General features: G+C 69.5%; 13 protein-coding genes. 2 read left to right on the forward strand and 11 right to left on the reverse strand.

Features of this window, described 5'->3' with window-relative positions:
- Positions 1-6: 6 nt before the first annotated feature.
- Both ABT063_RS03300 and ABT063_RS03305 read right to left on the reverse strand, forming a co-directional pair.
- Positions 7-990, reverse strand: a complete 984-nt coding sequence (locus ABT063_RS03300; protein ID WP_351055369.1) for a right-handed parallel beta-helix repeat-containing protein — start codon at positions 988-990, stop codon at positions 7-9.
- Between the two features lie 166 nt (positions 991-1156).
- A complete protein-coding gene (locus tag ABT063_RS03305) occupies positions 1157-1987 on the reverse strand; it encodes a chitosanase (RefSeq protein ID WP_351055370.1) in 831 nt (276 codons plus the stop codon).
- Between the two features lie 171 nt (positions 1988-2158).
- Between ABT063_RS03305 and ABT063_RS03310 the strand changes: the two genes are divergently transcribed.
- On the forward strand, positions 2159-2500 hold the full coding sequence (locus ABT063_RS03310) for a VOC family protein (RefSeq protein WP_351055371.1): 342 nt from the start codon (positions 2159-2161) through the stop codon (positions 2498-2500).
- 9 nt (positions 2501-2509) lie between these two features.
- Here ABT063_RS03310 and ABT063_RS03315 read toward each other — a convergent pair whose 3' ends face one another.
- Positions 2510-3169: a YceI family protein gene (locus tag ABT063_RS03315; protein WP_351055372.1), complete on the reverse strand. Its 660-nt coding sequence runs from the start codon at positions 3167-3169 to the stop codon at positions 2510-2512.
- Positions 3170-3485: 316 nt separating this feature from the next.
- On the opposite strand from ABT063_RS03315, the gene ABT063_RS03320 reads away from it, so the two are divergent.
- A complete protein-coding gene (locus tag ABT063_RS03320) occupies positions 3486-4250 on the forward strand; it encodes a carbonic anhydrase (protein WP_351055373.1) in 765 nt (254 codons plus the stop codon).
- Between the two features lie 75 nt (positions 4251-4325).
- On the opposite strand, the gene ABT063_RS03325 is transcribed toward ABT063_RS03320, so the two are convergent.
- The 8 genes from ABT063_RS03325 to ABT063_RS03360 form a co-directional block, all read right to left on the reverse strand.
- Positions 4326-5780, reverse strand: a complete 1455-nt coding sequence (locus tag ABT063_RS03325; RefSeq protein WP_351055375.1) for a glyceraldehyde-3-phosphate dehydrogenase — start codon at positions 5778-5780, stop codon at positions 4326-4328.
- 123 nt (positions 5781-5903) lie between these two features.
- The gene (locus tag ABT063_RS03330; RefSeq protein ID WP_351055376.1) at positions 5904-7517 is read right to left on the reverse strand and encodes a cellulase family glycosylhydrolase; all 1614 of its coding nucleotides are present in this window, start codon (positions 7515-7517) and stop codon (positions 5904-5906) included.
- A 227-nt stretch (positions 7518-7744) separates the two neighbouring features.
- The gene (locus tag ABT063_RS03335; RefSeq protein WP_351055377.1) at positions 7745-9913 is read right to left on the reverse strand and encodes a glycoside hydrolase family 127 protein; all 2169 of its coding nucleotides are present in this window, start codon (positions 9911-9913) and stop codon (positions 7745-7747) included.
- Between the two features lie 56 nt (positions 9914-9969).
- Positions 9970-14118, reverse strand: a complete 4149-nt coding sequence (locus tag ABT063_RS03340) for an Ig-like domain-containing protein (protein WP_351055378.1) — start codon at positions 14116-14118, stop codon at positions 9970-9972.
- 2 nt (positions 14119-14120) lie between these two features.
- Complete coding sequence (locus ABT063_RS03345) at positions 14121-16103, reverse strand: glycoside hydrolase family 127 protein (protein WP_351055379.1); 1983 nt, start codon at positions 16101-16103, stop codon at positions 14121-14123.
- Positions 16104-16154: 51 nt separating this feature from the next.
- Positions 16155-16976, reverse strand: coding sequence for a carbohydrate ABC transporter permease (locus ABT063_RS03350; protein WP_351055703.1), 822 nt, complete (start codon positions 16974-16976; stop codon positions 16155-16157).
- Positions 16977-17004: 28 nt separating this feature from the next.
- A complete protein-coding gene (locus ABT063_RS03355; RefSeq protein WP_351055380.1) occupies positions 17005-17967 on the reverse strand; it encodes a carbohydrate ABC transporter permease in 963 nt (320 codons plus the stop codon).
- 58 nt (positions 17968-18025) lie between these two features.
- A complete protein-coding gene (locus ABT063_RS03360) occupies positions 18026-19342 on the reverse strand; it encodes an ABC transporter substrate-binding protein (RefSeq protein ID WP_351055382.1) in 1317 nt (438 codons plus the stop codon).
- Positions 19343-19427: the final 85 nt, after the last annotated feature.

Genomic DNA, 19427 nt, shown 5'->3' on the forward strand with positions numbered 1-19427 from the left:
GATCCTTCAGGGTGATGACGGCGTCACCGTGATGTTCGTCAGACCCCTGCCACCTGTCACCGTGTTGCTGCTGTGGACCGCGGTCCGGCAGCCGGAGCTGTGGTTCGTCACGTTGACGGCCAGCCGGGTCGAGCCGCTCGCGCCGGTGAGGGTCGACCTGTTCCCCTTGAACACCGTGCCGCAGCCCCAGCCGGGCCGCTGGGTGTGGACCTGGTAGCCGTCGTTCGTGGTGTTCTTGCCGGTGTTGTTCTCCACGAGGACGTCGTTGCCCTTCACGTCGACCCAGGAGTCGTCGTGGTGCGCACCGGTCAGACCGCGGCCGTCGAAGGTGTTGCCGACGATCCGCGCACCGGTCGTCCCCTCCTTGATGTCGATGCTCTCCCCGCCGACGTCGGGCCCGATGGTGTTGTTCAGGATCCGGATGTTGTCGCTCCTGTCGGAGAGCGTGTTGGCCGTCCCCACGTACACGCCCTCCCCCATGCCTCGGCCGTCGTTCCCGGTGTCGTGGATGCGCGAGTTCTTGATCACGCCGTCCGTGCTGGAGTTACGGAAGTGGACGCCCTCCATGTCGAGGCCGTGAACCGTCACGCCGTCCAGCACGACCCCCTTCGCGGAGTCGATCATGATTCCCTTCTGGCCGCCGGTCACGGTCACCCCGTTGACGGTCCAGTACGACGCCCCGTTCAGGTGCAGGCCATAGCCGCCGCCGGCGGTGAGCACGGCCTTCGACGAACCGGTGAGCGTGATTCGGGCGCTCGAGGTGGCCGCCCTGGTCGTCCTGAAGTTGCCGGTGTACGTGCCGTCCGCGAGGTGGATCGTGTCGCCGGGCGCGGCCGCGGCGAGAGCCGACCTGAGCTGGGCGGCGGTCGAGACCTCGAGCACCGAGGCGCGGGCCGACGCGAACGCCGGGGGCGAGATGAGAGCCAGGGCGCCGGTGGCGGTGGTCATGGCGAGGAGGTGGGAGAGCAGCGTGCGGCTGTGCGTGCGCATGGGGGGTCTCCTGTGGTCCGAATGGGTCGTCCGGCGTGCACGTCGTGCGAGGAGTGCGCATGCCGGGGCCGGGCCGACGAGGTGCGCGCGGGCCTGTCCGGCCGCAGTCACCTCGAGGGCTCCACAACGGACCCGGCACGCGCGTAGGCCGCGGGGCTCGCCCGGGTCAGTCGATGTGGTAGCTGTCGCCGTAGACCTTCCAGTCCAAGGGTGGGTTCAGGCCCAGGTTGCCGTTGCGGAGGAAGACCCGCTGTGCGGTGTCGACCCGGCTGGTGTCACTGTGGGCCTCCTCCTGCTTCATGGCCCACACCCGTGCGTCGAGGAACGCGTGCAGGTACGTCACCTCGTCGCCGCCCTGCGCCGGCGGCTTGGCCTTGCGCAGGGCCCGCTTGCGGATGTTGCGGAAGCTTGCCGGGTCGTTCCCGTCCCCGTGCATGACGATGGCGTCGTAGTACGTGAACTGGCCGAGCACGCCGAGCCCGTCCGCCTTGCCCTGCCGGACGGCCGGGTCGAAGTAGACGCGGTCGCGTTCGTCGTTCTGGGCCTGCTGGAAGACGGCGTCCTGGGCGGCCCTGCGCCAGTCCGCCGGGAAGGTCGGGTCGAGGCCGTCGTGCGAGTCGGTGCCATTGACCCGGCGCAGAGCGGGCAAGTACTTCGAGATGACGTTGCCGGGCTTGCGGCGGGCGTAGAGCTCGACGAGGTCGAGCATGTCGCCGGTGCCGGAGCAGAAGCCGATGATGCCGGCGGTGTAGCCGCGACCGTCCCCGATGTCTTCGATGTACTTGTACTGGGCCTTCCAGTCGAGGGAGGAATTCTCCGCGCTCGCGACCAGCTTCATGGCGATCTCCTTCTTCGCCGGGTCGTCGAGGCCGAGTGCGGCGGCGGGCGCGACCGTCGCCCGCGGAGAGGTGAGCAGCGGGGCCGCGGTCAACGCACCGAGCAGGGCGAGGACGGTGCGACGAGAGGGGGGCGTCAGAGCTGCCGTTCGTGCAGACATGCGCATCACGGGCACTCCAAGTGCGGTGAGGGTCAGGTTGGTCTGTACCTGACATCGATAGGAAAGTTTCCTACCAGATGCCATCGAGGCTGTAACCCCGTCAGGGGGATGTTCGTAGGATCGACCAAGACGGGCCCGTCACCGGGACGACCCTCCCGCTAGCATGACCGGATGGCCGTCGATCTGTTCGCAGGAATCCCCGTCAACGACTACGCAGCGGCACTGGCCTGGTACGAACGGCTGCTCGGCTGCCCGCCGTCGTTCGTCGCGAGCGACACGGAGGCCGTGTGGGAACTCGCGGAACATCGCTCACTGTTCGTCGAACATTGCCCCGAGCATGCCGGCCACGCCATGCACACCGTCTTCGTCGACGACTTCGACACTCGCGTCACCCAGATCGCCGAACGGGGGATCGAACCGTTGAAGCGGGAGACCTACGCCAACGGCGTACGCAAAGCCATTTATCGCGATCCCGAGGGGAACGAGATCGGGTTCGGCGGCGCTCCGCTCTGAAGCTCGCGGTCAGCCGGCAGGGAGGGCGCGGATGGCGGCGATGTCGAGTTGGAGGCGCACCTTCTCACTCACCATCGCACCGCCTTCGGCCAGCTTGCTGTCGTACGTCAGGCCCCATTCCGTGCGGTTGATGGTGGTGGTGCCGTCGAAGCCGACCCGCTCATAGCCGAACGGATCCGTGACGTGGCCTATGTAGGTGAGCTCCAGTACGACGGGACGTGTGGTGGCTTTGATGGTGAGGTCACCGGTCATGCGGTACACGTCTGGGCTCGCGAGGTGTACGGCGGTGCTGGCGAACCGCATGCGCGGGTAGGACGCGGCGTCCAGGAAGTCGCGGCCGACCAAGTGGGCGTCCCGTTGTTCCACACCGGTGTCGACACTGGCGGTGGACAGCACGATCTCCGCCCGTGAGCGGGCCGGGTCACGGCCGTCGAAGTAGAGGCGGCTTTCATATTCCGCGAAGGAACCGCGCACGGTCGTCACCATGGCATGGCGGACCGAGAAACCGATCCGGCTGTGTGCGGGGTCGATCAACCATTCCCCGGTCAGTGCTTCCAGAGCCGGATCCGGCCGGACGGCGGAGGCGGAAGCCGCCGGGCCGGGCGTGGGTTTCGGGGCCACGGGCGGTGCTTGGTGGCGGGAGAAGGCACTACGTCCGAATAGATTCATAGTTCACTTAATCGGTGCGCGACAGATATGACTGCAAGCCCCATTGTGGGCTGACGCCCCTCCGGGCCCGCACCCGATGCCCTATATGCCGCCGCCCCGGGACGTGATTTCCACAAGATCCACACGCCTCCGCCTCGAAGCCGCCAATTCGCAGGTACGGCATGGCCGTCGGGAAGGTCCGTCCCCTTGGGAAAGGTCAAGGAAGGCACCGGAGAACGCCAACGGCATCCCCGTATTCGCTCACGAATTGTCCATGCCCGGCCATGATTCAGTAACCTGCGGGACCGGACACGGACTCAGGCGTACGTTCCTCGCCGTGAACTCTGAAGTAACCCCTCATAGAGCCGTCGGTTTCGAGCCGACCGCACCCGCCCGTCGTGCACTCCTGCGCGCCGGGCTGACCGGGGCCGCGGCCCTGGGTACCGGGGTCGCCCTCGGTACGACGCCCGCCGCCGCCTCCCCCGGCACGCCGCCCCCACGCGCCGGCCGGAGTCGGCCCACCACGCCCGCGGAAGTCCTGCGGGAACTGACGGCCGGCAACCTCCGCTGGCGCACCTACCGTGAGAGGCACCCGGACGAGTCACCCACGGTTCGGGAGAGCCTGACGTCGGGTCAGCATCCCTTCGCCGTCGTCCTTGGATGCGTCGACTCCCGTGTGCCGCCCGAGCTCGTCTTCGACCAGGGCCTCGGTGACCTCCTCACCGTGCGCACCGCCGGCGAGGTACTGGACGAGGCCGTGCTCGGCAGCGTCGCGTACGGCGTGCTCGAACTCGGCATCCCGCTGGTCATGGTGCTCGGGCACCAGTCGTGCGGTGCGGTGCGCGCCGCCGTCGAGGCGGAGATTTCCGGCGAGCGGCTGCCCGCCCACATGCAGTATCTGGCCGACCAGATAGGCCCGGCCATCGACCACACGAAGGAGGGTGACGCTCGCATCGACGCGACGATCGACGCCAACGTACGAGCGGTCCGCTCACGACTCGCCGCGGAACCCGACCTGGCCGCCAAGGTGGCCGCCGGCCGGCTGGCCGTCGTCGGGGCCCGCTACGAGCTGACCAGCCAGCTCGTCCACCGCATCGCCTGACGGCGTGCTCGGTGTGCGGGCCCGTCGGGCCCGCACACCGAGCGGTGAACACACTTGATCAGGCACTCCCCGCGATCAGACCACCGGCGCCGGATACGTCGGGTACTCCACCCCTGAGACGTGCTGGACGACGCGGATGACCTGGCAGGAGTAGCCGAACTCGTTGTCGTACCAGAGGTAGAGGATCGCGTTGTCGCCCTCGACCTTGGTGGCGCCCGCGTCGATGATCGAGGCGTGGCGTGAGCCGATGAAGTCGCTCGAGACCGCGTCGGGGGCGGTGGTGAAGTCGATCTGGCGCTTGAGCGGCGAGGTCAGGGACACGTCGCGGAGGTGGTCGAGGACCTCCTCGCGGGTGGTCTCCCGGGCGAGCCGCAGGTTGAGGATCGCGATCGAGACGTCCGGCACCGGGACGCGGATGGAGCTGCCGCTGATCGGCGCCTTGAGGTCGGGCAGCGCCTTGGCGACGGCGGAGGCGGCACCGGTCTCGGTGATGACCATGTTGAGCGGCGCCGAGCGGCCCCGGCGGTCGGCCTTGTGGTAGTTGTCCAGCAGGTTCTGGTCGTTGGTGAACGAGTGGACGGTCTCCACGTGGCCGCTCAGGACGCCGTACTCGTCCGCCATCGCCTTCAGCGGCGGGACGATCGCGTTGGTGGTGCAGGACGCGCAGGACAGGATCTGCTCGCCGGGCTTGATGGTGTCGTGGTTGACGCCGTGCACGATGTTGGGGACGTCGCCCTTGCCCGGCGCGGTCAGGACGACCTTGTCGATGCCCGGGCGCAGGTGGGTCGACAGGCCCTCGCGGTCGCGCCACTTGCCGGTGTTGTCGATGAGGATGGCGTCCTTGATGCCGTACGCCGTGTAGTCCACCGACGTCGGGTCGTCGGCGTAGATCACCTTGATCTCGTTGCCGTTGGCGATGATCTTGCTGTTCGCCTCGTCGACGGTGATCGTGCCCTGGAACTGGCCGTGGATGGAGTCGCGCCGCAACAGGGAAGCGCGCTTGACGAGATCATCGGCGGCCCGGCCGCCGCCGCCACGGACCACGATGGCACGCAGCCGCAGGCCGTTGCCGGAACCGGCCTTCTCTATCAGCAGGCGGGCGACGAGGCGGCCGATGCGGCCGAAGCCGTAGAGGACGACGTCACGCGGCTCGCGGCGGTCGATCTTGTTCGCCCCCGTGGCACCGGCGACGGCCTCGGCGGTGAACTCCCGCACCGACAGACCCCGGTCGTCCGAGCGGTACGTCGCGGCGAGCATGCCGATGTCGATCTGCGAAGGTCCGAGATCGAGCGCGCTGAGAGCCTGCAGGAACGGCAGGGTCTCGGTGACCGAGAGTTCCTCTCCGGCGATCTGCCGGGCGAACCGGTGGGTCTTGAGGATGCTCACCACCGACTTGTTCACCAGGGACCGGCTGTGCAGCAGCACGGTGACGTCCCGTTCCCGGTGCAGCCTCCCGATGATCGGGATCATCGACTCCGCGATCTCCTCGCGGTTCTTCCAGTTGGTGAACGAGTCCTCGTTGACAGTCACAGTTCTTCACTTTCGAGCTAGGTGGCGCTCATATGCTAATGCCTCGCTGTTTTGATCATGCAGGAGGTGTCCGGGAGGGGGCCGAGGCCCCGCCCTCGCTCCTGGAGGACAGGGCCGGTCCGGTCAAGTGGTGGCGCAGGCGGCGCCGTTGAGGGTGAAGGTGGTCGGGGCGGTGTTCGTGGCGCCCTTGCCGGCGATGAAACCGACGGTGACCGAGCCGCCGGCGGGGATCGTGGAGGTATAGGAGGCGGGGGTGACGTTCACCGAGCCGGCGTTCTGAGTGGGGGCTCCTCCCCACATGTTCGTGATGGTCTGGCCGTCGGTGAAGGTGAAGGACAGCGTCCAGCCGCTGATGGCGGCGGTGCCGGTGTTGCGGAGAGTGATCTCGCCCTGGAAGCCGCCCGACCACTCGTTGGTGGCGCGGTAGCCGACGGAGCAGGTCCCGCTCGGGGCGCTGCCGGTGGTGACGTTCACCGTGGCCGAGCGGGGCGAGCGGTTGCCGGCCGCGTCGCGGGCGTAGACGGCGAAGGTGTACGCCGTGTCGGCGGTGAGGCCGGTCACGGTGGCGGAGTTGGTGGTGGACGCCGCGACCTTGGTCTCGGTGCCCCCGCTCACGCGGACGACGTCGTAGCCGGTGACGCCGACGTTGTCGGTGGCGGCGGTCCAGGCGAGGGTGGCGGACGTGGCCGTCACCGCGGAAGCCGTCGGAGTGCCGGGGGCGGTCGGGGCCTGGGTGTCACCGGGGTTGCCGCCGCCGTAGACGGTGGCTTCCCTGGCGGTCTGGGCGATGCCGTCGGCGCCGTTGAAGATGCGCTGGCCCCAAGCACTGAGCTGGTTGGGGTCGAAGCCGATCGACAGGTCGAGGATCGGATCGGTGTTACCGCTCCAGGACCAGGCGAGGTAGCCGAGCTTGAGCTGCTCGGCGGCGGCCATCATGGTGTCCTCGTCCGGGTCGCCCCACTGGTCGGGGGGACCGCCGAACTCGCCGATGAGGAGGGGCAGTCCGGCGTCGACGAAGGCCTTCAGGTAGTCGGTGATCTCCTGGGCGGTGTCGAAGACGCTGTACATGTGGATCGAGAAGATCAGGTTGCCGGTGGGGTCGGCGTCGTAGACGGACCGGGCGTTGGCGCGCATGACACCTTGCCAGTCCTGACCCCAGTTGGGCGCGTCCACCATGATCGTGTGCTCGAAACCGGCGTTGCGCAGCTTTTTGACGGCCGCGACGGTGGGATCGGTCCAGCCGGCCGGGTCGGTGTTGCCCCAGGGCTCGTTGCCGATGTTGATGACGACGTAGTTCTCTTCGCCGGTGAGCACGTCCTTCAGGCCGATCCAGTAGTCGGCCGCCTGGTCGAGCGTGGCGGCCGCGGCCTCCTCGCCGTAGCCGGTGGTGTCGTGCACCTCCAGTACGCAGATGAGGCGGTTGGCCTTGCAGTCGTCGACGACCGCCGCCACGTCCTCGGCACTGTTCTTGGTCCAGCGGTGGCCGTTGGAGAGGACCACGCGGACGGTGTTGGCGCCCAGTGCCTTGATGTCGGCCAGCGACTGCGTCTCGCCCGGGTACCAGGTGTGGGCATGGTTGACGCCGCGCATCACGAAGTCGTTGCCGTTGCCTTCGACGAGGCGGCCGTCGTTGATGTGGAGGCCGGTGGCGAGGGCGCCGGCCGGCTGGGCGTGGGCCATGGCCGGGGAGAGAACACCGAGGACGGCGAGCCCCAGGAGGGTCGCCAGTCCGGCCATGAGGTGGGCTAAGGGGCTCTTTCTTCTTGTTGTTCTCACTGCGACTCTTGTTTTTCTCACTGCGACTCCAGGAGTGAGCGCCAATAAACTCAGGCATCAGAAGTGAAGCGTGGGAGCGCTCCCATAAAGCCACCATGCCAAGTACACGTCAAGACATCGCGCACGCCCGTCGGACGACACGGCCGCCTCCTCGGCGGCACCCGTGGGGCGACCGTGCCGTCCGTCCTTCAGTGCCTCAGGTCCGCCCGGACCGCCGCCGCGACGACCCTGTCCCGTTCCTCGCCCGTGAACAGCCCCTCGGCCAGCCAACTGTCGGCGAGGACACGCACCGCCCGCACGAAACGGCCGGGAGTCGGGAAAGGCGCCTGCTCCCACAGCACGTCGAGGAAGGTCAGCCCGTCACCGCGGGCGCGGTTGGGTACGCCCGAGTCGACCGCGCCGAACACGACGACGGGCTCGGCCCGCCTGAAGTAGGCGTGGTAGCGGGTGTCGTTCCCGATGAAGAACGGGGCGAGGGTGAGGCCGTGCGTGGTGAAGTGCATGGGTCGGCCCTCAGGCCTGAGCGCGTCGGAGAGTTCGCCCCGGAGCGTGAAGTCCTTGTAGAAGGAGAACGTACGGAATCCCTGTTCCGGGCTCTGCGCGACCAGCAGCACCGGACCGTGGAACACCGACTGGACGGCGGGGTCGTCCAGGGCCCTTTCGATGCGCAGGCGGTAGGGCGCGGAGATCCGGACCCGGTCGCCGCGCCGCCATCTTCTGCTCAGGGTGAGGTAGCTGCCGGGCTCGGCCTCGGCCCGTTCGCGGACCCCGTTGACCGTGACGGTGAAGCCTCCCGTGGCCCAGGACGGGACCCGGAGTCTCAAGTCGAGCCTGCCGCTGCCCTCACGGAAGGTCAGGGTGCGGACGCCCTCGGCCGGGTAGTCGCTCGCCTGCTCGATGACGAAGCCCCGCTGCGGCCACCGCAGGGTCGAGGCCAGGTAGAGGTTGACGTACAACGCGCTGCCGTCGGCGGAGCGGAAGTAGACCGAGTCCTGGTACTTGGTGTGGTTCTCCATGCCGGTGCCACCGCAGCAGGTGCCGGTGTTGCCGTACTCGCGCACGACCCCCGGGCCCATGCCGACGAAATAAGTGACCTCGGGGCTGTTCGTGCTGGGGGCGTCCCGGCGTGAGGCGAGGATGTGGTTGGTCAGGCCCCGCTCGTAGTAGTCCATGTAGGCCGGGTCCGGCTCGCGGAAGAACAGCTGCCGGCTCAGTTTGAGCATGTTGTACGTCGCGCAGGTCTCGGCGTTCTTGTCGTCCAGGGTGGCCGCGATGGCCCCCCGGGCGCGGAACATCTCCCCCTGGCCCGTGCCGCCCAGGCTGTACATCCGGGGGCCCGCGACCATGCCCCAGAAGTTGCGGGCCGCGGCGGCGTAGGTGGGCTCCCCCGTGTGGTCGAACAGCCGCAGATAACCGGTGAACTGCGGGATGTGCTGGTTGGCGTGCCGGCCGTTGAGGATGTCGCGGTCCTCGGCGCAGGCGTTCAGCAGCGCGGTGTTGTCGAAGCAGCGGGCGGCGGCGAGGTGTTCCTCCCGGCCGGTGAGGGCGTACAGGTCCGCCATCACTTCGTTCATCCCGCCGTATTCACCGGCTATGTAGATCGACCACATGCGCTCCAGTTGCGCCTTGGGCAGGTGGCCGAGCCGGCTGTGCACCCAGTCGCCCATCTTCGAGGCGATCTCCAGGGCCTGCGCGTTCCCGGCCAGGGTGTGCGCGTCGAGCAGGCCGCGCATGATCTTGTGGCAGGTGTAGTACGGCGCCCAGATGGTGGGGTACGTCGTGTAGCTCTCCAGCAGGATGAACTGGGTCTCCGGGTACGCGGCCAGGTAACCGGGGTGGCTCGGCTTCGGCGAGCCGTGCTCGGCCAGGGCTGCCTGGCACTCGCCGAGCGCGCCGACCAGGTGGTCGAGCTTGGTCCTGAGCGCGGCCTCCCGCGTGTCGGCGTACGCCTGGGCGATGAGGGTGAGGAAGTGGCCGCCGTAGTGGCCGCGCAGGTTGCCGTCGGAGGTCTCCCAGCCGCCCGGCGGCCGGGCGCCTCGGGTGTCGAGACCGGCGTTGGCGCGGAAGACGGCCAGGATGCGGTCGGCCGGGTAGGTCCTGGCGTAGTCGAGCATCAGGTCGCGCTTGTGGCGGAACTCGCCCTCGCCCAGGGTGACTTGGTCCAGCGCGAAGGGACGTACCGACCAGGTCGGCGGGGCGGGCGCCGAGGGCGCGGCACCCTGGACGGGCGCCGCAGTCGGGGCCGTACCGGTGGGGGCGGCATGCGCCGGCGTCGTGGCGGCGTGTGCGAGCGGGGCGGCGGCTGCCGTCCCGGCCGCGAGTCTCAGCAGACGGCGGCGGGTCGGGGGTCGGGACATGCTCGGGCTCCTATCGTCGGTCGTCGGCGGGCATGGGCGGGGGGAACGAACAGCGGTCACGAGGACGGCGCGGTCACGGTGACGGCGGCCGTGGCGCGGTAGGTGGTGCCGGCCACCGTTCCCTTCACCTCGAAGGTCCCAGGCCCGGCGTACTGGTCCGGGACCACCGGGTCCCAGGTGACGGGGATACGGCTGTCTTTGGAGCCGTCGTTGTAGGTGGCGACGACGGTCGCCGGGAGCGTGGGCGCGCGGCCGGCCCGGGTGGTGACGTGCTCCTCGGCGATGCTGGTGATCTCGACCGCGTCGGTCTGGCGCACCCATACGGTCGCGGTGACGGGCTGCGCGGTCCGTTCGGCGAGCCCGGTGATCCGTACGCTGGTGCCGCCCTCGGCAACCTGCTCCTCGGTGACGGCCGGCCAGGCCACGGGCGAGCGTGCCGTGGAGCCGTCGGCGTACACCAGCGTCACCTGTCCGGGCAGTTCGGGGATCTTGCCGCGCGGGGTGGGGACATGGACCTCGCGGACGGACTCCGGCGTCTCGGCGTAGACCTTCCACTCCTGCACGCCCAGGGCGAGGTTCGGGTGCCCGGTCAGCCGGGCCCGCAGGGCCGTGGTGGTGACGGGGGTGAAGGTGGTCCGGTTGTAGCGGTCCTCCGCGGTGCCGTAGCCGCTGGGCGAGGCGACCTCGCGCCAGGTGTCGCCGTCCCGGTACTCGATGACCCAGGACGCCGGGACTCCGACGCCGTCGGCCGCGCCGGGCTGCGCGTCGCGGAAGAAGTACAGGTCGGAGCCGTCCACGCGGACGGGGTCGTCCCACGTGTACTGGACCCACTGGGTGCCCTTCTGGGGCCAGCTGCCCCAGCGCGGGGCGTCGGAGGACGAGGCCGGTTCGCGGCCGTCGTTGATGGCGGCCACCGACTCCCAGCCCGAGGTGTAGGAGGCGGTGGGTGTCGCGGACGGCGCGACGTTCACCTGCCCGTTCCCGAGCCCCTCCGCCTTGACCACGACCTTCTTCGACGACTGCAACGCGCCGTCGGTGGCGGTGAGTTCGAGGGTGTAGGTGCCTGCCTTGGTGAACCGGGCGACGGTCGTCGAGGCGCGCGGGTCGTCGAAGATGACGGTCCCGCCGTCCGGGCCGGCCGCCGCTTTCCAGGTGGCGGAGAGTTTCCGCTCCGGGAGCCCGTCGTCCTCGACGATGCCCGCCAGCCTGACCTGTCCCGGGCGGCTGTACGTGGTGTCCCGCCATGCTTCGACGTACGGGGCCTGGTTCCGTGCTGCCGGGGGTTGGGCGCCGGTGTCGTACGCCTGGATCTCCTTCAGGCCGCCGGTGTGGCCGTCCCTGTGCCGCATCAGAACTCGCAGCTTCTCGGTGGTCACCTTCTGGAAGCGCACCTGGTTGAGGTTGGCTCTTGGGCAGACCGGTGACTTGGCGGGACGGGCCACGTCCTTCCACTGCCCGGCGCCGTCCTGGTACTGCACGGTGTAGAGGGCGGGTTCGGCGTATCCCCCCGGTCGTTTGTCGCTGTAGAAGTGGAGCCGGACGTCGTCGACCGTGCGCTGCCGCCCGAAGTCGATCTCGTACCAGTCCTCGGTGTTGCCCGAGCCGCGGGCGCCCCAGTAGGGCTCGTTGATGGTGAACCCGTCGACGGCGCCGGCCACGCCGCGCCCCTCGGCCTGGTGGGAAGCGCGGGCCGTGGCGCCGGCGGCGAGGTTCTCCTTCGCCGCACCGGTCAGATCCCGGCCCGCCTTGGCGAACAGGTCGGTGACACGGTCGTTCGGGCCGTATGCGACGTCCTGCGGCTGCGGTACGCCGGCGCGCAGACCGGTCGTACGTACCTTGGCGCCTCCGCCGTCGGGGAACGTCACCTCGCGGGTCGCGGGGTCGTAGACGAGGTGGGTGAGGGAGTCGGCGGTGAAGGCCAGCTTGCCGTCGAGGTAGACGGAGTAGCCCTCGGGGACCTGGCGGCCGTACGGCCGTTTCCCGTCGCCCGGTTCGTCCCACAGCACGGCCACGTCGGTGCCGCGGTAGTTGATGTCCGTGACGGCGAAGTGCGGCCAGTCGACGTCGATCGGCCACAGCTCGATCTTCCGGTCGTCGCGCGGCCTGAAGCCCATCGCGTCCTCGATCACGGTCCAGTTGGTGGTGCCGAGGATGGTGTGGTGGATCCAGGACCGGTAGCCGATCTTCTGCGGGTCGGCGCTGCCGTCGGCCCAGAACTCGTTCTGGTCGGGCCACCGGTTGTCGCCGTCGACGTAGTGGGCCCAGGCGTTCCAGGACAGCAGCTTCTTGTACCAGGTGCTGTCGATGTACTTGTTCGGGTACTTCCGCAGCACCGAGGAGAGGAAGCGGAAGGTGACGGTGGAGTTGATGACGGAGAAGTTGTTGCTCCCCGGGTGCCCCTGCTCCGCCGCCTCCGCCTTGTCGGCCTGGTTGGCGGTGAAGAACGGGAAGACGGGGTACTGCTTGGCGTCCGCCCACAGGCGCAGGGCTTCGAGGTACTGCGGGTCCTCCTCCGGCGTGGGCATCAGGCCCACGCTGTACGGGTAGTAGTTGTTGATCTCCTTCCAGGGCACCAGGGCGTCGGTGGCCACGTGCCGGTGCTTGAGCAGTTTGTCCTTCGGGTCCCAGAGGTGTTCGAGGACCGCGTCCTGCACCTTCTTGGCGATGCCGCGCATCTCCCCGGCCTTGCCGGTCTCGCCCAGCAGTTCGTACGCGCGGGCCGCGGCCGTGGCGTTGCTGTGGACGTACGCCGATTCGGCGCGGTCGAGGTTGCCGGGCCGCCAGTCGAAGGACACCGCGTCGGCGTCGTTGCCGGTCATGGCGCCCCAGTCGTACTCGATGAGGCCGTTGCCGTCGTGGTCGTAGTTCGCCAGCTGGCCCTGGACGTCCTTCTCCGCGTACCGCGCGAGGTTGCGCACGACGCCGTCCGGTCCGCCGTGCACCTGGTAGGACCGCCAGGCCGCCTCGGAGATGTACTGGGTGTAGCTGTTGGACCAGTTCTCCGGGTCGCCCGGGTTGTCGGTGTACTTGTTGTTCTTCGAGACCTCGCCGGCCGAGACCCAGGGGCCGTAGGAGTAGCTCGGGTCACGCAGGTATTTGAGGTCGTCGACGAACATGCCGACGGTCAGGGCGATGGCGTTGTTGTAGCCGAGCACGCCCTCCATGGAGGTGGGGAACTGGTAGTCGTTGCCGGGGATGTCGGCGTCGAGGTAGTTGTAACGCAGCAGCCACCAGCGGTAGTAGAGCGTCTTCTCGATGTTGTCGTCGGGGATGTCCATGTACGGCAGGTTCTCGGCCCACCAGCGGTTGTAGGTCTGCACGTGGTCGCGGAAGGCGGCGGCCGGGGTCGCGGTGCGCACCGAGTCGTACTCCGGCCGGGAGCGGACCAACTCCTCGGTGACGAAGCCGAGTTGCACCTTGGTGGTGGCGGTGCCGCCCGCAGGCAGTGCGAGGGAGCGCGTCAGGGCCTCGCCGTCGGGCGCGGGGGCCATTCCGTCGCCGCTCAATCGGGGGAAGACGGTGGTGAGGTTGTTCTTCGCGGCCACCGCGCCCGTGAGTTCACGGCCTTCGGCGGTCGTGGTGTACGGGGACGCGGCGCGCAGCGTGACCTCGCGCGGAGCGGAACCGGTGTTGGTGACGGCCAGGTTCGTCACGGCCACGTTGGCGTCGGTGATGAACTTGGTCTGGATCACCTTCAGACCGGTGGCCGCGTGCGTGAACTCGGCGCGCCAGTAGCTGGGCGTCTGCGTCCTGGCCTGGGTGTTCTCCCGCAGGGTGAGGTTCTCGCCGGCCACCGACAGGGTGATGGTGTACGCGGACCGGTTGTCGATGCTCTCCCAGTAGGCGACCTTGCCGCCGAAGCCGAGCCGGGCGGGGTCGTGTTCCTTCATGAACACCGCCCGGCCCCGTGTGAAGAGCCAGTCGCCGGCCGGGTCCTCGCCCTTGCGGGCCAGCATGCGGTCCATCCAGAAGTCGGTTCCGTTCCCGGCCTCCTGGTCGGCCTCGTACTGGGCGCGCAGGGTGCGGTGGGTGGTGAAGCCCGCCGGTAACTCCGGTACGGGGTCGACGGATCCGGAGTAGACCGGGTAGCCGATGGCCGAGTTGTCCGCCGCCGCCGGTGCGGTGGAGGCGAGCGAGGCCAGCAGTCCGAGGGCCAGCGCGCCGGCCAGGGTTCCGCGGTGGTGCCGTCTTCGCGGTCCGTGCACGACTATCTCCCTGTGGGGGTAGGGGTGTTGTCCGGTTCTGCGGGCTGGTCCGGTTCCGCGACGGGCAGCCAGACCCGCATCGTCGAGGGGCCTCGGTTCGCCCAGGAGTGGTAGGGCACCAGGGTGATCCCCGCGCGTTCGACCGCCGTCGTGGCCTGCCGACCGAGCGGCTCGTACGGCCATGCCCCGCCGCTCCGTTCTTCGTGCGTGGTGAGTTCTCCGGCGACCACGACGGTGCCGCCGACGCCGTCCTCCGGCTCGACGGACGCGTCCACCCGAAGGGCGTCGACCTCATGTCCGCCCGGCAGGTCCACCGACTCGGCGCAGTACACCAGCGGTCCACGCTGGACGGCCAGCGTGCCGCGTACCGCGTCGACGCGGGGGTCCGCCCCGATCCAGCGCGGTGCCACGGGCAGCTCGAGCCACACCTCGTCGCCGGGCCGGAAGACACGGGTGACCTCGGCCGCGCCCGGGGCGACGGGACGGCGTACCCCGTCCGGGTCGACCAGCCACGCGGTGGCCCCCGCCGTCCACTCGGGGACGCGTAGGGACAGGGTCCAGGGGCGGTCCGGGGCCCGTCCGATCCGTACGGCCACCTTCCCGCCGTACGGATAGTCGGTACGGACGCGCAGCGCGACTCCGTGGCCGCCCGCGAGGGACGTGGCGATCTCCGCGTCGGCGTACTGGTGCAGTTGCACGCCGTGGTCGTCCGCTGTCGCCAGGTACGCGGGCAGCAGGGCCAGGGTGCGCGCCACATTGGTCGGGCAGCAGGACACCGCGAACCAGGGGGCGCGCAGGCCCGATTCGGCGCGCGGGCTGTCGGTGTCGGCAGGGGGTACGGTGCCCCGGCTGCGGCGGTGCAGGGTGTTGGCGTAGAAGAAGGACCGGCCGTCCTCGGACGGAGAGGCCGCGACCACGTTGAACAGGGTCCGCTCGGCCAGGTCGGCGAAGCGCGGCTCGCCGGTGGCGAGCAGCAGCCGCCAGCTGAGCATCACGGAGGCGACGCCGGCGCAGGTCTCCGAGTAGGCGCGGTCCGGTGGCAGGACGAAGTCGTCGCCGAAGGACTCGTCCCGGTGGTGCGAGCCCATGCCGCCGGTCAGATAGGTCCGCCGGGCGACCGCGGTCTCCCACTGCCGTACGACCGCGGCGAGCAGGTCGTCGTCCCCGGTCTCCACCGCCACGTCGACGGCGCCGGCCGCCAGGTAGAGGGCGCGTACAGCGTGTCCGCGCAGCGCCGCGGCCTGCCGGACGGGCAGGTCGTCCTGGTAGTAGGCGCGGCCGAACTCGATGTCCGCGAGCGTGCCGTGTCCGCGTCGGTCGACGAAGAGCGCGGCCTGGTCGAGGTAGCGCTGCTCCCCCGTCAGCCTGGCGAGTTCCACCAGGGCCGTCTCGATCTCCGGGTGGCCGCAGACGCCTTCGATGCCGCCCGGGCCGAAGGTGGCGCAGACGTGGTCGGCGGCCCGCCGGGCGATCTTCGCCAGTTCGCCCTCGCCGCGGGCCCGGGTCTGGGCCACGCCCGCCTGGATGAGGAACCCGAGGCAGTAGAGCTCGTGGCCCCATTCGAGGTCGCTGTACCGGGGCTGCTGACCGGGGCGGCCGAAGGCGGTGTTGAGGTAGCCGTCCGGTTCCTGGGCGGGTGCGATGACGTCGGTGAGGGCGGCGATCTCCGCGTCGAACAGGGGGCTGTCGCCGTTGGCGGCCTCCCAGGCCATGGCTTCGAGGAGCTTGTAGTGCTCGGAGTCGGCGAACTCCCGCCCGCGTCGGTCCCGGTGGATGCGGCCCTCTGCGGCGGCGCGGAAGTTGCCGGTCCAGCCGACGCGTTCCATCCAGTCGCGGCAGTGGCCGAGTGTGACGGTCGCGTTGATGTGGCGGCGCCGGGACCAGAAGCCCCCGGTGATCCTGACCTCGTCGAGGCCGAGCGGCCGCAGCCGGCCCCGGGTGGGCGCCACCGGCAGGACGGATGACCGTGCCGTGTTCTCCCTCACCAGTTCATGCCTTCGGTTCGTCCCTTCGGTCGTGGTCTGTTCGCGTGCGCTTCAGCCCTTGAGCGCGCCGGACATGAAGCCCCGTATGTAGTGCCGTTGCAGCAGGAGGAACAGCAGGAGGCAGGGCACGGCGAGGACCACCACGCCCGCCTCGGTGGCGCCGTAGTCGACGGCGCCCATGCTCTGCTGCCGCAGGTTCGCGATGGCCAGGGGCAGCGGGGCCTTCTCGCTGTCGGAGATGAGGATCAGGGGTGCGATGAAGTCGTTCCAGGCCGCGAGGAAGGCGAAGAGGCCCACGGTGATCAGCCCCGGTCGCACGGCCGGGAGGAGGACGCGGCGCAGCGCGCCCGCGGTGCCGCAGCCGTCGACGAGCGCCGACTCCTCCAGTTCGCGCGGTACGGCCTCGAAGGAGATCCGCATCATGAAGGTGGCGAACGGCAGTTGGAACATCGCCAGCACCAGGCTCAGTCCGATCAGCGAGTTCTGCAGGTGGAGCCTGCCGAGCAGGACGTAGAGCGGGATGAGGAGCGTGGCGTACGGAACCATGAGGATGGCCAGGGTCAGCAGGAACAGCAGGTTCTTGCCGGGGAAGTCGAAGCGGGCGAAGGCGTAGCCGCCCAGGAGTGACACTCCGAGGGTCAGGGCGACGGTCAGCGCCGAGACGACGGTGCTGTTGAGGAGGTAGCGCCACAGGCCGGCGTCGTAGTCGAGCAGCGTCCGGTAGTTGCCGAGGCCGTAGCCGGATTCCTGTGCGGTGCCGGGCTGTCCGCTGACGGATGCCCAGGCGTTCCACAGCAGCGGGAAGAGGAAGATGACGGCCAGTCCTGAGGCGAGGACGTAGTGGGGCGTCCGGCCGAGGGCTCGGGTGAGCACCGTGGTGTCCCTTCTCATGAGGTGCGGCTCATGACTCGTCGGCGCGGCGCAGACCGCGGAACTGCAGGACGTTGAGCAGGAGCAGCACGGCCAGCACGATGATCGAGAGCGCGGCCGCCGTGCCGAGGTTCAGCCGCTGGAAGGCCTCGCGGTAGATCAACTGGACGACGGTGACGGTGCTGTTGTCCGGTCCGCCCTTGGTGAGGATGAAGAACTGGTCGAAGGCGAGCAGGGATCCGGTCACACACAGCAGCAGGCACAGGGCGAGGGACGGCCGCAGCAGCGGCAGCGTGATCGAGCGGAAGATCTGTCCGCGGCTCGCGCCGTCCATCCGGGCCGCCTCGTACACCTCGTGGGGGATGCGCTGGAGGCCCACGAGCAGGATCAGCATGTAGAAGCCGGCGAACTTCCAGACGATGAGGAACACCGTCGACAGCAGGGCGGAGGTCGGCGTGCCGAGGAAGGACACCGGGTCGTCGACGAGGCCGAGTTTTCCGAGGATGCGGCTGAGCGGGCCTGTGGTGGGGCTGTACAGGCCCCAGAACAGCAGGGAGGCGGAGGCCAGTCCCAGGGCGCCGGGCAGGAAGTACACCGTGCGGAAGAAGCCGGCGCCGGGGCGGGACTCCTGCACCAGCAGGGCGAGGAGGAGCGCGAGCCCGAGAAGCACGACCGTGACGATCACGGTGTAGAGGAGGGTGAAGCGGACGGCGGGCCAGAACAGGGGGCTGTCGGTGATGTCGGTGTAGTTCTCGGGGGCGTTGACGCCGCGGTCTCCCGCGAGCAGGGGCCAGTCACTGAGCGACATCTGCCCGACGAGCAGCAGGGGCAGGAGGAAGAAGACGGCTACGAACACGGCCGTCGGGGCCGCGTAGGCCAGGCCCTTGGCCTTGCGGGACCGCCAGCGGGGCGCGGAGGTACGGGGCGGGCGGGCCCGGTGTTCCGGCCGGGTCGGGGGTTCGGCCGCCGCTCGGTCGGGCGCCTTCACCTGCATGGCTCTCCTCTGCCGGGTGACGTGGGAGGGGCGTGCCGGGGACGGGTGGCCGGGGCGCTCAGTCGGCCAGTGACGCGGTGACGGCCTCGTTGTCCTTCTCGACGGACGTGCCGTCGCCGAAGACGGCGTTGCGCATGAGGGTCAGCCAGGGGCCGTTGGGGTCGTTGAACGTCTGGCCGAACTTCATCGCGTACGGGGTACGGCCGTGCGCCACGAGTTCGTTGATGGTCACGAGCCGCGGGTCCGCCTTGGAGTGCTTGTTGGAGGCGAGGTCGGTGCGGGCCACCACGTCCTTGTGCGCGGCGACCACGTCGACCTGGGCCTCGTCGCCGAGGGACCAGGCGAGGAAGTTCCAGGCCTGGTCGGCCGCCTTGCTGGTGGTGGAGATGCCGATGGCGTCACCGCCGACGAAGGTCGACTTGCCGCCGTCGGGTCCGGGGATGGGCGCGACGCCGAGGTCGAGGTCCTTGGGCATCAGACCCAGGGTGGTCGACGGCATGGGCATCACGCCGACCTTGCCCTTCGGGAAGACGCCGGTCCAGGTCGTGCCGGTCTCGTCGCGGGCGCCGGGGGCCACGATCTCGTCCTTCACCCAGCCGCGGTAGGTGTCGTAGACCTGTTGGGCGGTGTCGGAGGACAGGGACGCCTCGGTTCCCTCCTCGTTCAGAACCTCCTCGCCCGCGGCCCAGATGGACGGCCACCAGGTGAAGACGCCGCAGCCGCCGCAGTTGCCGCCGAAGAAGGTGCCGTCGACGCCCGATCCCAGCTTGTCCACGGCCCGCGCCTGCCGGTCCCACTCGCGCAGGGTGGTGGGCGGCTTCTCCGGGTCGAGCTTCGCCTGTCGGTAGAGCTCCTTGTTGTAGAAGAGCACCGACAGGTCGAGGGTGTGCGGGACGACGTATTTCTTGTCCTCGTACGTACCGGCCTTGATGTGCGACTGGGCCAGCTGGTCGGCGAAGGGCAGGGCGTCGACGCGTTCGGTGAGGTCGGCGAAAAGGCCGCTGGAGGTGTAGTTCGGCACGAAGACGACGTCGGAGGCGAACAGGTCGGGCAGGTCGCGGGAGCCGGCGGCCGCGCCGACCTTGGCCTGGTAGTCGTCGGTGGGGATGACGGTCAGCTCGATCTTGTTCTTGTGGTTGGCGTTGTACGCCTTGACCAGGGCCTCGCTCTGCGGCCGGGTCGCCGCACGCGTCCACATCGTCAGCGTGGTGCCGTCGTCGACGCCCTTGGCGTCCGCCGCCCCGCCTCCTCCCCCGCCGCCCGAGCCGTCCTCCCCCGATCCGCATGCCGTGACCAGGCTCGCGGCGGCGAGCAGTGCCATGGCGCCGGTGACGAGGCGGTGTATGCGTCCACGCGGTCCGACCGTGCTCCCCATGTTCGATCCCCCTTGTGTCGCGGCGGCCGTGCGCGGGCCTGCCGGTCGGGACGATGGATGTGGTGGCACTGAGCTGAGTTGCGCT

Origin of the sequence: Streptomyces sp. NPDC002838, from assembly GCF_040295365.1 — a bacterium.
GTDB lineage: Bacteria > Actinomycetota > Actinomycetes > Streptomycetales > Streptomycetaceae > Streptomyces.

Excerpts from the sequence above, each read along its gene's own strand:
- ABT063_RS03355 (WP_351055380.1), bottom strand. The coding sequence starts at position 17,967 with ATGCAGGTGAAGGCGCCCGACCGAGCGGCGGCCGAACCCCCGACCCGG.
- ABT063_RS03310 (WP_351055371.1), top strand. The coding sequence starts at position 2,159 with ATGGCCGTCGATCTGTTCGCAGGAATCCCCGTCAACGACTACGCAGCG.
- ABT063_RS03300 (WP_351055369.1), bottom strand. The coding sequence starts at position 990 with ATGCGCACGCACAGCCGCACGCTGCTCTCCCACCTCCTCGCCATGACC.
- ABT063_RS03305 (WP_351055370.1), bottom strand. The coding sequence starts at position 1,987 with ATGTCTGCACGAACGGCAGCTCTGACGCCCCCCTCTCGTCGCACCGTC.
- ABT063_RS03315 (WP_351055372.1), bottom strand. The coding sequence starts at position 3,169 with ATGAATCTATTCGGACGTAGTGCCTTCTCCCGCCACCAAGCACCGCCC.
- ABT063_RS03360 (WP_351055382.1), bottom strand. The coding sequence starts at position 19,342 with ATGGGGAGCACGGTCGGACCGCGTGGACGCATACACCGCCTCGTCACC.
- ABT063_RS03330 (WP_351055376.1), bottom strand. The coding sequence starts at position 7,517 with ATGGCCGGACTGGCGACCCTCCTGGGGCTCGCCGTCCTCGGTGTTCTC.
- ABT063_RS03335 (WP_351055377.1), bottom strand. The coding sequence starts at position 9,913 with ATGTCCCGACCCCCGACCCGCCGCCGTCTGCTGAGACTCGCGGCCGGG.